The 14,308-nt window shown below is 71.1% G+C and carries 13 protein-coding genes; 11 read left to right on the plus strand and 2 right to left on the minus strand.

Annotated elements, in window-relative coordinates; translation table 11 throughout:
- Nucleotides 1-335 precede the first annotated feature (335 nt).
- Entirely contained in the window at nucleotides 336-1,028 is a 693-nt protein-coding gene (locus tag ACIBZJ_RS07080; protein ID WP_395926483.1) for a Crp/Fnr family transcriptional regulator, read from the minus strand.
- Between the two features lie 179 nt (nucleotides 1,029-1,207).
- Here ACIBZJ_RS07080 and uvrC point away from each other — a divergent pair, with 179 nt between their 5' ends.
- The 11 genes from uvrC to ACIBZJ_RS07135 all read left to right on the plus strand — a co-directional run bounded on the left by uvrC (nucleotide 1,208) and on the right by ACIBZJ_RS07135 (nucleotide 13,617).
- Nucleotides 1,208-3,430 (plus strand): excinuclease ABC subunit UvrC, encoded by a 2,223-nt coding sequence (gene uvrC, locus ACIBZJ_RS07085; protein WP_395926485.1) that lies wholly within the window; start codon nucleotides 1,208-1,210, stop codon nucleotides 3,428-3,430.
- Between the two features lie 89 nt (nucleotides 3,431-3,519).
- Nucleotides 3,520-4,371: an RNase adapter RapZ gene (rapZ, locus tag ACIBZJ_RS07090; RefSeq protein ID WP_395927740.1), complete on the plus strand. Its 852-nt coding sequence runs from the start codon at nucleotides 3,520-3,522 to the stop codon at nucleotides 4,369-4,371.
- Nucleotides 4,372-4,462: 91 nt separating this feature from the next.
- Nucleotides 4,463-5,404 carry a uridine diphosphate-N-acetylglucosamine-binding protein YvcK gene (gene yvcK, locus ACIBZJ_RS07095; RefSeq protein WP_395926487.1) on the plus strand — a complete coding sequence of 314 codons (942 nt, stop codon included), beginning with the start codon at nucleotides 4,463-4,465 and terminating at the stop codon, nucleotides 5,402-5,404.
- Between the two features lie 43 nt (nucleotides 5,405-5,447).
- Nucleotides 5,448-6,428, plus strand: a complete 981-nt coding sequence (whiA, locus tag ACIBZJ_RS07100; protein WP_395926489.1) for a DNA-binding protein WhiA — start codon at nucleotides 5,448-5,450, stop codon at nucleotides 6,426-6,428.
- Between the two features lie 104 nt (nucleotides 6,429-6,532).
- Entirely contained in the window at nucleotides 6,533-7,033 is a 501-nt protein-coding gene (locus ACIBZJ_RS07105; protein ID WP_395926492.1) for an NADPH-dependent FMN reductase, read from the plus strand.
- Nucleotides 7,030-7,518: a flavin reductase family protein gene (locus ACIBZJ_RS07110; protein ID WP_395926494.1), complete on the plus strand. Its 489-nt coding sequence runs from the start codon at nucleotides 7,030-7,032 to the stop codon at nucleotides 7,516-7,518. Before ACIBZJ_RS07105 ends, ACIBZJ_RS07110 begins: the two co-directional genes overlap by 4 nt.
- A gap of 174 nt (nucleotides 7,519-7,692) precedes the next feature.
- Entirely contained in the window at nucleotides 7,693-9,792 is a 2,100-nt protein-coding gene (locus tag ACIBZJ_RS07115) for an Hsp70 family protein (protein ID WP_395926496.1), read from the plus strand.
- Nucleotides 9,793-9,908: 116 nt separating this feature from the next.
- Nucleotides 9,909-10,913, plus strand: a complete 1,005-nt coding sequence (gene gap, locus ACIBZJ_RS07120) for a type I glyceraldehyde-3-phosphate dehydrogenase (protein ID WP_395926498.1) — start codon at nucleotides 9,909-9,911, stop codon at nucleotides 10,911-10,913.
- Between the two features lie 4 nt (nucleotides 10,914-10,917).
- On the plus strand, nucleotides 10,918-12,117 hold the full coding sequence (locus ACIBZJ_RS07125) for a phosphoglycerate kinase (protein WP_395926500.1): 1,200 nt from the start codon (nucleotides 10,918-10,920) through the stop codon (nucleotides 12,115-12,117).
- Between the two features lies 1 nt (nucleotide 12,118).
- Nucleotides 12,119-12,925: a triose-phosphate isomerase gene (gene tpiA / locus ACIBZJ_RS07130; protein WP_395926502.1), complete on the plus strand. Its 807-nt coding sequence runs from the start codon at nucleotides 12,119-12,121 to the stop codon at nucleotides 12,923-12,925.
- Between the two features lie 50 nt (nucleotides 12,926-12,975).
- Entirely contained in the window at nucleotides 12,976-13,617 is a 642-nt protein-coding gene (locus ACIBZJ_RS07135; protein ID WP_395926504.1) for a thiamine diphosphokinase, read from the plus strand.
- Here the strand turns inward: ACIBZJ_RS07135 and ACIBZJ_RS07140 are convergent.
- Nucleotides 13,590-14,300 carry an ABC transporter permease gene (locus ACIBZJ_RS07140; RefSeq protein ID WP_395927742.1) on the minus strand — a complete coding sequence of 237 codons (711 nt, stop codon included), beginning with the start codon at nucleotides 14,298-14,300 and terminating at the stop codon, nucleotides 13,590-13,592. The genes ACIBZJ_RS07135 and ACIBZJ_RS07140 overlap by 28 nt on opposite strands.
- Nucleotides 14,301-14,308 lie beyond the last annotated feature (8 nt).

Genomic DNA, 14,308 nt, shown 5'->3' on the forward strand with positions numbered 1-14,308 from the left:
AATATTCACCCGGTCGGAGGCTTTGACAGTCGTCTACCTGACGCATCTCTGACACGTCCGGCTGAGGCCCGATTACGGTGTGTGGCGACGTGAGCCGGAGGGGCGGAAGACCCGTAATGCGCGGAATGTCGAGTATGGTCACCGTGACCCTGAAGGCCGCGTGGACGGACTCTGCGGGAATCGGCCACCCGGCGGGCTCCACCGTCCGCGTTCCCGAGTCGCAGCTGGACGAACTCGTCTGCACAGGTGTGATCGTTACAGATGCCAGTGAGAGTTGGGTCACATGTGACTAGAGTTGTCGCAGAACGCGACAACTTCGGTCAGTTGTGTCACGTTCAGGTCATCCCGGCGCGGCGGCGCAGGGCGGGAATGTCGGTCACGACGATCTTGCGGCCCTCGGTGTGGAGCCAGCCGCGGGTGGCGAACGTGCCGAGCGCCTGGTTCACGCTCTGACGCGAACCGCCGGCCATCTCGGCCAGCTGGGTCTGGTTCAGGTCGATCGTGACGACCGGCGAGCGGTTGTCGCCGACCAGGCGGATCAGCGTCTTCGCGACCCGGCCGGGCAGGTCGAGGAAGATGTGGTCGGACGTCTGGTCGGTGAGCCGGCGGATCAGCCCGCCGAACGACCGCATCACGCCGTCGAGGATCGGCGGCTGCGTCCGCACCAGCTCCAGGAACGCACCACGCGAGAGCGCGAGCACGTGCGTCTCCTCCAGCGCCTCCGCCGACGCCGACCGGGTACCGCCGTCGAGCAGCGACAACTCGCCCAGGACGCCCGGCGGCCGCACGACGTAGAGCAGCGCCCGATCGCCGGTCGGTGCGGTCCGGAACACCGACACCGCCCCCCGCCGGACCATGATCAGCGAGTCGCCCGGATCTTTCTCCAGGAACAACAGCTGACCACGCCGGTAGCTGCGCGGCACGGCGGCCGCGGCCACCCGGCTGCGCACGGCGGGCGCGAGGCCGGCGAACAGGTCGACGCCGGCCAGCGGGTCGTCCGCCGGCGGGTTCGGTGTCGGTACGGTCATCGTTGCATCGTCCCGGTCGCCTCTTTCCGTGATCACATCGTGGTCTGGCGCACCATGATGCCGTGTCCTGTCGTATGTCTGACAGTGGGACCGGCCGGAAAGCGGTAATGGCATCTTCTTCCCGCGGCGCCGCCGTCGGGCTCACCGAACTGTCGGCGAGGGCGACTAGGCTTTTGAGCGTGCCCGACCCGTCCACCTACCGCCCATCTCCGGGGTCGATCCCGGAGTCTCCCGGTGTCTACCGTTTCCGGGATTCTCGGGGAACGGTCATCTATGTCGGGAAAGCGAAGAACCTCCGCAACCGGTTGAACTCGTACTTCGCCGACCCGTCGGGCCTCCACCCGCGTACCTACCAGATGGTCACGTCCGCGGCCAAAGTCGACTGGGTCGTCGTCACCACCGAGGTCGAGGCGTTGCAGCTGGAGTACTCCTGGATCAAGGAGTACGACCCGCGGTTCAACGTCCGCTACCGCGACGACAAGAGCTACCCGAGCCTCGCGGTGACGCTCTACGAGGAGTATCCGCAGCTCCGGGTCATGCGCGGCCCGAAGAAGAAGGGCGTCCGGTACTTCGGGCCCTACGCCCACGCCTGGGCCATTCGCGAAACGCTCGACCTGCTGCTCCGGGTCTTCCCGGCCCGGACGTGCTCGGCCGGGGTGTTCAAGCGGGCCGGGCAGATCGGGCGCCCGTGCCTGCTCGGATACATCGACAAGTGTTCGGCGCCGTGCGTCGGCCGGGTCTCCGCCGACGAACACCGCGAGATCGTCGAAGACTTCTGCGACTTCATGGCCGGCAAGACCGACCAGATGCTCCGCCGGCTCGAACGCGAGATGCAGCGCGCGAGCGAAGAGCTCGAGTTCGAGAAGGCGGCCCGGCTCCGTGACGACATCGGTGCGCTCCGCCGGGCGATGGAGAAGCAGGCGGTCGTGTTCGGCGACGGCACCGACGCCGACGTGATCGCGTTCGCCGACGACGGGCTCGAGGCCGCCGTCCAGGTGTTCCACGTCCGCGGCGGGCGGGTGCGCGGCCAGCGCGGCTGGGTGATCGAGAAGGTCGAAGACCTGGGCGTCGGCGATCTGGTCGAGCAGTTCTGCCTGCAGATCTACGGCGGCGACGAGGTCAACGAGGCGGTGCCGCGGGAGGTGCTGGTTCCCGAGCTGCCGACCGACGCCGGGGTCCTGGAAGAGCTGCTCAGCGAGTTGCGCGGCACCCGGGTGGCGCTGCGGGTACCGCAGCGCGGCGACAAGAAGGCGCTGATGGACACCGTGCGGCGCAACGCCGAACAGGCGTTCACGCAGCACAAGCTCAAGCGCGCCAGCGACCTGACGGCCCGGTCCAAGGCGCTGCAGGAGATCCAGGACGCGCTCCTGCTCGACGAGGCTCCGCTGCGCATCGAGTGCTACGACATCTCGCACGTCAGCGGCACCGACGTCGTCGGCAGCATGGTCGTGTTCGAAGACGGGCTGGCGCGTAAGTCGGAGTACCGCCGGTTCGCGGTCCGCTCCGGTCCCGACGGGCCGCCCGACGACACCGCCGCGCTGGCCCAGGTGCTCCGCCGCCGCTTCAACCGCTATCTGGACGCACACGCGGAAACCGGTGACCTGCCCGACGAGGCCGCCGAGCCCGCCGGGAACGCACCGCCCGTCGAAGAGCCGCTCACCGATCGGGGCGTGCCGCTGGGCATCGATCCGGCGACCGGGCGGCCGCGGAAGTTCGCCTACCCGCCGAACCTCGTCGTGGTCGACGGCGGTGCCCCGCAGGTGGCCGCCGCCGCCCGGGTGCTCGCCGAGCTCGGCATCGACGACGTGGCGCTCTGCGGGCTGGCGAAGCGTCTGGAAGAGGTCTGGCTGCCCGGCGACGACTTCCCGCTCGTCCTCCCGCGCACGAGCGAGGGGCTCTATCTGCTCCAGCGCGCCCGCGACGAGGCGCACCGGTTCGCGATCACCTACCACCGCCAGAAGCGCTCGAAGCGGATGACCGAGTCCGCGCTCGACGGGGTCGCCGGGCTGGGGGAGACGCGGCGGAAGGCACTGCTGCGGCAGTTCGGGTCGCTGAAGCGGCTGCGGCAGGCGTCGGTGGACGAGATCGTCACGGTGCCCGGCATCGGCCGCCGCACCGCCGAGTCGATCGTGGCGGCCCTCTCGGGCGAGCCGGTCCCGTCCGGTGGGACCGTCCCGTCGGGTGGGACCGTCCCGTCGGGTGGTGCCGTTCCGGCCGGTGAGCGGGGGCCGTCCGGCGAGTCCGCGGACGCCGTTCCGAGCGCCCGATCGGCGCCGGAGGCGTCCGGTGAGCGACACTCGTCCGAAAAGTCGGTGACGAGGGCTGCGCGATCCCGTCCGGGCGCACCAGAATCACGAATAACAAGTGACGTGGGCGCAGCAAGGGGACGCGAAGACCGATGACGATCGAGGAGCGGTCGCCGGACGCCGGTGATCTCGGCTCCGTCGGCGACGTGAACGGGGTCGACGGGATCGCCGCGGCCCGGGCCGAGATGGACCTCGTCGTGGTCACCGGTCTGTCCGGTGCGGGTCGCAGCACGGTGGCCCGTGCGCTCGAGAACGTCGGCTACTACGTGGTCGACAACCTGCCCCAGACGCTCATGGTGACGATGGCCGAGCTCGCGTTCGCCTCCGGTGGCGCCGGTCGGCGCACCGCGATGACGCTGGACGTCCGGAGCCGGGCGTTCTCCACCGATCTGCTGGGAGCGGTGGCCGACCTGCGGGTCCGCGGGTTCCAGCCCCGGGTGGTGTTCGTCGACGCGTCCGACGACGTGCTGATCCGGCGGTTCGAGAGCGTCCGCCGCCCGCACCCGCTGCAGGGCGAAGGCCGGCTGGCCGACGGCATCGCGGCCGAGCGGGTGCTGCTGGCCAACGCCCGCGAGGTCGCGGACGTGATCATCGACACCAGCCTGCTCAACGGCAACCAGCTCCGCGGGCGCATCGAGGAGTTGTTCGTCACTCCCGAGCAGACGCTGCACGTCACCGCGCTCTCGTTCGGCTTCAAGTACGGGCTCCCGGCCGACGCCGACCTGGTCGTCGACATGCGCTGGCTGCCGAACCCGCACTGGGTGCCGGAGCTGCGGCCGTTCTCCGGAAAAGACCCGGCGGTCAGCGAGTACGTGATGGCCCAGCCCGGCGCGGTCGAGTTCCTCGACCAGTACGCGGCCGTGGTCGCGATGGCCACCGACGGTTACAAGCGCGAGGGCAAGCGCTACCTGACGATCGCGGTCGGCTGCACCGGCGGCAAGCACCGCAGCGTCGCCAGTGCGATCGCCCTGGCATCCCGGCTCGGTTCCCGGGGTATACCCACCACCGTGAGCCACCGAGACCTGGGCCGGGAGTGACCGCCCGGGCGGGGCACGGTACCGTCCGCCTCCGCTGCGCGTTGCATCGAAAGCCGTCGCGCAGAGTATTAACGGGGCGTAAGGGGAAAAGGTGATCGACCTGGGTGCCGAGCGGCCTCCGCGCGTGGTGGCCTTCGGAGGCGGGCACGGGCTGTTCGCGTCCCTCAAGGCGCTGTGCCTGCTCGGGATCGAGCCGACGGCCGTGGTGACGGTCGCCGACGACGGCGGGTCCAGCGGCCGGCTCCGGCGGGAATTCGGCGGGATCCCGCCCGGTGATCTGCGTCAGGCGCTGGTCGCGCTGGCCGATCCGGCGGATCCGGTGTCCGCGGCCCTCTTCCAGCACCGATTTCCGGGCGGTGGCGAACTCGGCGGCCACGCGGTCGGCAATCTGGTGCTCGCCGGGCTGGCCGACATCCTCGGCGGCACGGTCCCGGCACTGGAGCACGCCGCCCGCGCACTCGGGTGCCGCGGCCGGGTACTGCCGATGGCGTCCCAGCCCCTGGACATCCAGGCCGACGTCGCCGGCGCGCTCGGCAACGTGATCACGGTCCACGGCCAGCACGCGGTGGCGTCCACGAAGGGTCAGGTCCGGCGCGTCCGGCTCACCCCCAGTGACGTCCCGGCCTGCCCGGAGGCGCTCGAAGCGGTGTCGCTCGCCGACACTCTGGTGCTCGGCCCGGGGTCGTGGTTCACCAGCGTCCTGCCGCACTTCCTGGTGCCCGAACTGGCCGACGCGATCGTCGGCTCGCCGGCCCGGCGGATCCTCGTGCTGAACCTCAGCACAGACAGCGAAACCCACGGAATGCCGTTCGAAGACCACCTCCACGCGCTCGCCGATCACGCTCCGGCGCTGAAAGTCGACGTGGTCCTGGCCGATCCTCACATCGTCAGGGACCACACCGGCCTGTCGCGTGCGGCAGAATCACTGGGAGGACGTCTCGTCGTGGCGCCGGTAGCGGCATCCGACGGAACGCCACGGCATGATCAGAAGGCACTCGCCGCAGCGCTACGGACGGTGCTCGGAACCGGCTGATCGTGTCGGTACGGGGGTACAGCGACACGAGTGGAGCAGCGCGATGGCGATGACGGCCTCGGTGAAAGACGAGTTGAGCCGAGTCGCGGTCACCAAACCTTGTTGCCGTAAGTCGGAGATGGCCGCGTTGCTCCGGTTCGCCGGGGGACTGCACATCGTCGCGGGCCGGGTCGTGGTCGAGGCCGAGCTCGACACCGGTAATGCCGCGCGGCGGTTGCGCCAGAGCATCGCCGAGATCTACGGGCACGGCAGCGAGGTCCACGTGCTGACCGCGGGCGGGCTGCGCAAGACCAGCCGGTACATCGTCCGGGTCGTGCGCGACGGTGACTCGCTGGCCCGGCAGACCGGCCTGCTCGACGTCCGGGGACGCCCGGTGCGGGGGCTGCCGCCGCAGGTCGTCTCCGCGGCCGCGTGCTGCTCCGAGGCGGCTTGGCGCGGCGCGTTCCTGGCCCACGGCTCGCTCACCGAGCCCGGACGCTCGGCCGCGCTCGAGATCACCTGCCCGGGCCCGGAGGCGGCACTGGCGCTCGTGGGCGCGGCGCGGCGGATCGGCGTCACGGCGAAGGCCCGCGAGGTGCGCGGCGTCGACCGGGTCGTCGTGCGCGACGGCGACGCGATCGGTGCGCTGCTCACCCGCATCGGAGCCCACGCGAGCGTGCTGGCCTGGGAAGAGCGTCGGATGCGCCGGGAGGTGCGGGCGACCGCGAACCGGCTCGCGAACTTCGACGACGCGAACCTGCGCCGGTCGGCCCGCGCCGCCGTCGCGGCAGGCGCCCGGGTCGAGCGGGCGATGGAGATCCTCAGCGGTGACGCACCGGAGCACCTGCTCGCGGCCGGGCGGCTGCGGCTGTCGCACGGCCAGGCGTCGCTGGAAGAACTCGGCTCGCTCGCCGACCCGCCGCTGACCAAGGACGCGGTGGCCGGCCGCATACGGCGTCTGCTGGCGCTGGCCGACAAACGCGCCCACGACACCGGAATCCCCGACACCGAGGCGAGCGTCACACCGGAGATGCTCGCTCCCTGACGAACGTCGATCTCTCTTAACCCACGACCCCGATTCCTGCGGTACCGATGGAACAGGCAGCCGGCTCGACGGGTTGCCTCCAGAGGACGGGGTAGGGAGACGGCATGAAGGTCGCAGTTGTCGCGGGTAACCCGAAGCCGCAGTCGCGGACGCTCGACGCGGCCACCCGGGTGGCCCGCGAACTCACCGGCCGGGAGCCGGACGTCGTGGTCGACGTCGTGGCGCTGGGCGCCGGCCTGCTGGGCTGGGGCGACGCCGGAGTGGCCGAGGCCGTCGAATCCGTGCGGTCGGTGGACGTCGCCGTGTTCGCCAGCCCGACGTTCAAGGCGACCTACACCGGCGTGCTCAAGCTGTTCCTCGACCAGTTCGCGACCGCGGAGGGCCTGGCCGGGGTCGTCGGCGTGCCGGTGATGCTCGGTGCCGGGCCGGGCCACGCACTCGCCCCCGACCTGCTGCTCAAGCCGGTGCTGGTCGAACTCGGGGCGTCCTGCCCGGCGCCGGGCCTGTACCTGATCGACTCCACCTACACCGAGAGCTCCGCGATCGCCGACTACGCCAAGCGCTGGTCGCGCGCGGTCGCCGGTACCGCGTCGGGCCTGCGGTGAAGGCCACGGCCGGGGCGGATCCCCGCGACCTCCGCGACGTCTACGGGGCGTTTCCGAGCGGCGTCGTGGGACTGTGCGCGGTCGTGGACGGTGTACCGACAGGGATGGCGGCCAGCAGTTTCGTGGCGGTCTCGCTCGATCCGCCGCTGGTCGCGGTCTGCGTCCAGCACACCTCGACGACCTGGCCGCGGCTGCGTGCGCAGCCGTTCGTGGGGGTGAGCGTGCTGGGGGAGTCGCACGACCTGGCCGCCCGCCGGTTGGCGGCGAAGACCGGTGACCGGTTCGAAGGGGTGTCGCTCGCCACGACCGAGGGCGGCGCGGTGCTGATCGACGGCGCGAGCGCGTGGCTGGAGTGCACGGTCGACCGTGAGGTTCCGGCCGGTGACCACAACATCGTGCTGTTGCGGATCGAGACGTTCGAGGTGGAGCCGACCGTGGCGCCACTGGTGTTCCACTCGAGCGGGTTCCGCCGCCTCTCGGCTTGACGCGTGACACCTGCGCCTAGGGTGACCAGGGTGGATCCCTACAGACTGGGCGTCGATTTCGGCACCTCCAGCACCGTTGCGGCGTTAACGGGCCCCGACGGGCGGGTTCGCCCACTTTTATTCGATTCCTCGCCGTTGCTGTCGTCGGCGGTTTTTCTCGGTCCCGATGCGACGATGCTGACCGGCGCGGACGCCGAGCGGGCCGGTGTCGCCCACCCGTCCGGCCTGGAGCCGAACCCGAAGCGCCGGATCGACGACGGCACGGTCTGGCTCGGTGAGCGCGAGGTCGGCGTCGTCGACCTGATCGCGACCGTGCTGCGGCGGGTCGCGTCCGAGGCGTACCGGGTGGCCGGGACGCCACCCACGAACGTCGTGCTCACGCATCCGGCGGCCTGGCGGCAGGCCCGGCTCGGGCTGTTGAGCGAGGCGGCGGCGAAGGCCGGGCTGGGCCCGTCCGGCGGGATGGGGCCGCTCGAGTTCGTGCCCGAGCCGGTGGCCGCGGCGGCGTACTTCGTGCGGGTGCTCGGGCATGCGCTGCCGCCCGACCGCTGCCTGGTGGTGTACGACTTCGGCGCGGGCACGTTCGACGTCAGCGTCGTGCGGCCGGCCGGTGCGGGGTTCGTGGTCATGGCGTCGGCCGGGTTGCCGGACGTCGGCGGGCTGGATCTGGACGCGGCCGTCGTCGCGCACGCGCGGTCGTCGACCGGCGGCGCGGCCGGGGCCTGGTCGCGGCTCGACTGGCCGCAGTCGCCGGCCGACCAGCAGGCGCGGCACGCGCTGTGGCGGGGCGCGAAGGCCGCGAAGGAACAGCTGTCGCGGCATCCGGCGACCGACCTGCACGTGCCGCTGGCCGGCGCCGACGTGCGGGTGACCCGCGAGGAGTTCGACAAGCTCGCCTCGCCGCTGCTCGAGCGGACGTCGGGGTTGACGCTGAACGTGCTGCGGGAGGCCGGGGTGGCGCCGGAGCAGGTCGGCGGCGTCTTCCTGGTCGGTGGGTCGTCCCGGATCCCGCTGGCCGCGACGCTGCTGCACCGCACGCTGCGGATCGCACCGACCGCGCTCGACTACCCCGAACTGGTGGTGGCCGAAGGCAGCCTCCACACCGCACCGGCGGCCCCCGCGACCAGCGTGTTGCCGCAGTCCGGGCCCCCGGGCCCGAGCTCCGCCGTCCCGACCAGGGAACTGGCCCCGCCCGACTCCGGCCCGCCGCGGCGGCGGCGCGCGTTTCTGCTCGGCGGCGCGGCGGCGGTGCTGGTCGTCGTCGTCCTCGCCGCGGCGGCCCTGCTGATCGTCAAGCCCTGGGAGCAGGGCCCGGTCACCGGGGCGACGAAGGCCGCCACGCTCATCGCCCACACCGACGACGTCAACGCGATCGCATTCAGCCCCGACAGCAAGCTGCTGGCCAGCGCGAGCGAGGACGACACGATCCGGTTCTGGGACGTCGGAACCCGTAAGACGACCCGCTACGACCTCAAGTTCACGGTCGGCCCGACCGCGCTCGCGTTCAACCCGGACGGCGACCGCCTGCTCTCGCTGTCCAGCGGCGACGTCCAGCTCTGGGACGTCGCGAGCCGCCGGACCGCGCTCGACACCGAACTGGACACCCGCGCGGGCCTGAAGAGCACGGGCACGCTCTCGTCCATCCAGTTCGCCGACGGCGGCAAACGGATGCAGGCCGCGGACAACTACGGCGACGTGCTCGCCTGGAACACGTCGGACGGCAAACGCGTCGCCACCCACCCGGCCGTCGCCGGCACCGACAAGCTCCTCAGTGACGTGACGCTCAGCCCGGACTCCGCGACGCTCGCGACGTACGAGTCGACGGACGGCCTCCGGCTCTACGACGTCCGGGAGAAAGTTCCGACCGGCGGACGGCTCACCACGGCGCCGGACGACACCGGGTCCTACGGCGAGCTGACGTTCAGCCCGGACGGCAAGTACCTGGCCGCCACCAACTCCGACGCCGAGGTCGTCGTTTTCGACCTCGCCACCGGAACGGTGAGCGCCACGCTGACCGGCCACACGAGCGCGGTCCGGACGATCGCGTTCAGCCCGGACGGCGCGGTTCTCGCGTCGGCGGGCGACGACAGCCGGATCCTGCTCTGGGACGTCCGGGACGACCGGCAGATCGGCCCGGCGCTCACCGCCCACGCGCCGAAGGCCGGAACCTCGGCCGACTCCATCCACGATCTGGCGTTCAGTCCGGACGGGAAGTACCTGGCGAGTGCCAGTACTGACAAAACGATCACCCTGTGGAGCATCGACCGAGGCTGAGGCCCTACCCCTGAATCGATCGAGGCGGCCCGGTAGGACGTCACGCGGGGCTGCTCGATAGGCTCCGTAGCGGAAAACACAGTCAAAGAGCTCGAGTTTTCGGCGAGGGAGCACGCGTGACCATCCGTGTAGGTATCAACGGGTTCGGACGTATCGGGCGCAACTTCTTCCGTGCCGCCCTGGAGTCGGGCGCCGACATCCAGGTCGTCGGCGTCAACGACCTGACCGACAACGCCACGCTGGCGCACCTGCTCAAGTACGACAGCATCCTCGGCCGCCTGCCGCACGACGTGAAGGCCGGCGCGGACGAGATCTCGGTCGGTGGCCAGACGATCAAGGCCCTGGAAGAGCGCGACCCGGCCAAGCTGCCCTGGGGCGACCTGGGCGCGGACGTCGTCATCGAGTCGACCGGCTTCTTCACCGACGCGGCGAAGGCCAAGGCGCACATCGACGGCGGCGCGAAGAAGGTCATCATCTCGGCGCCGGCCAAGAACGAGGACTTCACCGTCGTCATGGGCGTGAACGACTCGGACTACGACCCGGCGAAGCACAACATCATCTCGAACGCCTCCTGCACCACGAACTGCCTCGGCCCGCTGGCCAAGGTCCTGAACGATGCGTTCGGCATCGAAAAGGGCCTGATGACGACCGTGCACGCCTACACGCAGGACCAGAACCTGCAGGACGGCCCGCACAAGGACCTGCGTCGCGCCCGCGCGGCCGGCATCAACGTCGTCCCCACCAGCACCGGCGCGGCCAAGGCGATCGGTCTCGTGCTTCCCGACCTGGTGGGCAAGCTCGACGGCTACGCGCTGCGGGTGCCGATCCCCACCGGCTCGGCCACCGACCTCACCGTCGACCTGGCCCGCGAGGCCTCGGTCGAGGAGATCAACGCCGCCTACCGGGCCGCGGCCGACGGTCCGCTGAAGGGCTACCTGAAGTACAACAGCGACCCGATCGTGTCGTCCGACATCGTCACCGACCCGGCGTCCTGCGTCTACGACGCTCCGCTGACCAAGGTCATCGGCAACCAGGCCAAGGTCGTGGGCTGGTACGACAACGAGTGGGGCTACTCGAACCGCCTGGTCGACCTGGTGAACCTCGTCGGCAAGACGCTCTGACGAGATGAAGAGCCTCGACGACCTGCTCGCCGAGGGCGTGGCCGGTCGGCGCGTACTCCTGCGCGCCGACCTGAACGTCCCGCTCGACGGCCAGAAGATCAGCGACGACGGCCGCATCCGGGCGGTGCTGCCGACGATCACCGCGCTGCGTGACGCCGGCGCCCGCGTGATCGTCTTCTCCCACCTCGGCCGCCCGAAGGGCGCTCCGGACCCGAAGTACTCGCTCGAGCCGGTCGCGCAGCGGCTGGACGAGATCCTCGGCGCGCCGGTGACGTTCGCGACCGACACCGTCGGCCCGCAGGCCCAGGCCGCCGTCGCGAACGTCGGCGACGGCGGGGTCGTGCTGCTGGAGAACCTCCGCTTCAACGCGGGCGAGACCAGCAAGGACGACGCCGAGCGCCAGGCGTTCGCCCGGGAGCTGAGCAACTTCGCCGGTCAGGACGGCGCCTACGTGGACGACGCGTTCGGCGCCGTGCACCGCAAGCACGCCAGCGTCTACGACCTCGCGCAGCTGCGCCCGGCCTACGCCGGGTACCTGGTGGCCCGCGAGCTCGACGTGCTGAGCACGCTGACCGGGCAGCCGGAACGGCCGTACGTCGTCGTGCTCGGTGGCAGCAAGGTCTCCGACAAGCTCGGCGTCATCGACGCCCTGCTGCCGAAGGTCGACACGCTGCTCATCGGTGGCGGCATGTGCTTCACGTTCCTGGCCGCACAGGGCCACGGCGTCGGCGACTCGCTGCTGGAGCAGGAGATGATCGACACCTGCCGGCGGCTGCTCGCCGAGGGCGGCGACAAGATCGTGCTGCCGACCGACGTCGTCCTCGCCGACGACTTCAGCGCGGACGCGAACACCAAGGTCGTTCCGGCCGACGCGATCGAGGGCGGCTGGAAGGGCCTCGACATCGGCCCGGCCTCGGTCGAGCTGTTCGCCGCGAAACTGGCCGGCGCGAAGACCGTGTTCTGGAACGGCCCGATGGGCGTGTTCGAGCTGGCGCCGTTCGCCGACGGCACCCGCGGGGTCGCCGAGGCGGTGGCCGGCGTCGACGGGCTCACGATCGTCGGCGGCGGAGACTCGGCCGCGGCGGTGCGTCAGCTCGGCATCGAGGAGTCCCGGTTCGGGCACATCTCGACCGGCGGCGGTGCCTCCCTGGAGTTCCTCGAGGGCAAGGAACTGCCCGGTGTCGCTGCACTCGAAAGGGGCTGACATGGCGAAGAAGGTCAGCTTCGAGCGACGTCCGCTGATCGCGGGCAACTGGAAGATGAACCTCAACCACCTCGAGGCGATCTCCCTCACCCAGAAGATCGCGATCAGCCTCACCGAGGAGCAGCTCGCGCTGGTCGAGGCGGCGGTCCTCCCGCCGTTCACCGACCTGCGCAGCGTCCAGACGCTGATCCAGGGTGACAAGCTCAACCTCGCCTACGGCGCGCAGGACCTGTCGCCGTACGACTCGGGCGCCTACACCGGAGACATCTCCGGTGCGATGCTCGCGAAGCTCGACTGCACCTACGTGGTCGTCGGCCACTCCGAGCGGCGCGAGTACCACCACGAGGACGACGGGGTGGTGAACGCCAAGGTCAAGGCCGCGTTCAAGCACGGTCTGACGCCGATCCTGTGCGTCGGCGAGGGGCTGAGCGTGCGCGAGGCGGCCGGGCACGTGAGCCACTGCACCGAGCAGCTCGACCTGGCGCTGGCGAAGGTGACGGCCGAGCAGGTCGCGAACATCGTGATCGCGTACGAGCCGGTCTGGGCGATCGGCACCGGAAAGGTCGCGACCCCGGACGACGCCCAGGAAGTCTGCGGCGAGATCCGGAAGGCGCTGGCCGCGAAGTACTCGGAAGAGATCGCGAACGGCATCCGGATCCTCTACGGCGGCTCGGTCAAGGCGAAGAACGTCGCCGCGATCATGGCCCAGCCCGACGTGGACGGGGCCCTGGTCGGCGGCGCGAGCATCGACGCCGACGAGTTCGCGACGATCGTCCGGTTCCCCGAGCACGCGACGGCAGTCAGCTGAGTACGTCCGAATCGGCCGGCGGGGTGAACACCCCGCCGGCCGATTCGTCTGTGGTGATCGTGGTGGCCGGTGGCGAGCCGCCGGTCGCGACGGCGCTGGCCGGCCTGCCGCCGGGTGCGTTCGTGGTCGCGGCCGACTCCGGCGTGGACGGCGCCCACGGCATCGGGCTCCGCGTCGATCTGGCGGTCGGTGACTTCGATTCCGCGTCGGCGGGTGCGGCCGGCCGGGTGGTGGACGCGGGCGGCCGGGTCGAGCAGTACCCCACGGCCAAGAACGCCACCGACCTGGAGATCGCGCTCGACGCCGCCCTGGACCGCTCGCCGGAGCGGATCGTCGTGCTGGGCGGCGCCGGTGGCCGGTTCGACCACTGGCTGGCGGTGGCGTTCCTGCTGGCGTCCCCGTTGTACGCGTCCGTGGATCTGCAGGCGCGGTGGGCGGAGGCGACGGTCACCGTCGTCCGGCGGTCCGCGGAACTGACCGGGCAGCCGGGCGACGTCGTCACGCTGCTGCCGGTGCACGGTACGGCCGGCGGGATCCGGACCGAGGGCCTGGAGTACCCGCTGCGGGACGAGGATCTGCCGCCCGGCACCACCCGGGGAGTGTCGAACGTCCTCCTCGGAACCGGCGCGACCGTGAGCGTCCGCAGCGGGGTCCTCCTGGCGGTTCAGCCGGTCTCGCCCCGGACGCTGTAGGCACTGAGCCGGTCGATGGCCAGCGTGGCCGCGGCCGTGGCGAGCACGATCGTCGCCAGCACCGCGTAGAGGCCGGGCAGCCGCGAGTCCACCAGGTCGGTCGACGCGACCCAGTCCGACGTGGTCACCGCGAACTGCCGGATGCTCAGCCAGCGCACCCCGTCGAGGAGGTTCGCCAGCGTCGTCTCCCACAGCACCAGGTACCCGAGCGCGATCAGCACCGGACGCCTGCTCACGACGCTCAGCGCGACGAACAGCGCCGAGTACGCCACCGCGCCGACGAACGACCCGACCGCCAGCCCGATCCCGAGCCGGACCGAGTCGACCAGGATCCCGGCGACGAACATCGGGACCGCGGTGGCCAGCGTGGTGACGCCGATCGCCACGCCCAGCTTCGTCAGGATGATCGTCCCGCGCGGTACCGGCGTGGTCAGCATCGTGACCGCGCTGCCGTCCTCCAGCTCCGAGCCCAGGACGCCGGTGCCGACGATCAGCGCGATCAGCGGCAGCACCACCCCGAACCCGATCTGCGTGAGCACCGGGTCGGCCCACTTCTCCGGGTCGGCCCCGGACGCCCGGCCGATGACCGCGGCGACGAGCAGCAGCACCGGCAACGGCAGCAGGAGCAGGAACCGGCGCCGGCCGAGCAGCCCCCGGAGCGTGATCCGGGAGATCACTCGAATGATTGGCA

It is taken from the genome of Cryptosporangium sp. NPDC051539, from assembly GCF_044454545.1.
GTDB lineage: Bacteria > Actinomycetota > Actinomycetes > Mycobacteriales > Cryptosporangiaceae > Cryptosporangium.

Excerpts from the sequence above, each read along its gene's own strand:
- ACIBZJ_RS07080 (WP_395926483.1), bottom strand. The coding sequence starts at position 1,028 with ATGACCGTACCGACACCGAACCCGCCGGCGGACGACCCGCTGGCCGGC.
- rapZ (WP_395927740.1), top strand. The coding sequence starts at position 3,520 with ATGGACCTCGTCGTGGTCACCGGTCTGTCCGGTGCGGGTCGCAGCACG.
- whiA (WP_395926489.1), top strand. The coding sequence starts at position 5,448 with ATGGCGATGACGGCCTCGGTGAAAGACGAGTTGAGCCGAGTCGCGGTC.
- ACIBZJ_RS07105 (WP_395926492.1), top strand. The coding sequence starts at position 6,533 with ATGAAGGTCGCAGTTGTCGCGGGTAACCCGAAGCCGCAGTCGCGGACG.
- ACIBZJ_RS07115 (WP_395926496.1), top strand. The coding sequence starts at position 7,693 with ATGCTGACCGGCGCGGACGCCGAGCGGGCCGGTGTCGCCCACCCGTCC.
- ACIBZJ_RS07125 (WP_395926500.1), top strand. The coding sequence starts at position 10,918 with ATGAAGAGCCTCGACGACCTGCTCGCCGAGGGCGTGGCCGGTCGGCGC.
- tpiA (WP_395926502.1), top strand. The coding sequence starts at position 12,119 with ATGGCGAAGAAGGTCAGCTTCGAGCGACGTCCGCTGATCGCGGGCAAC.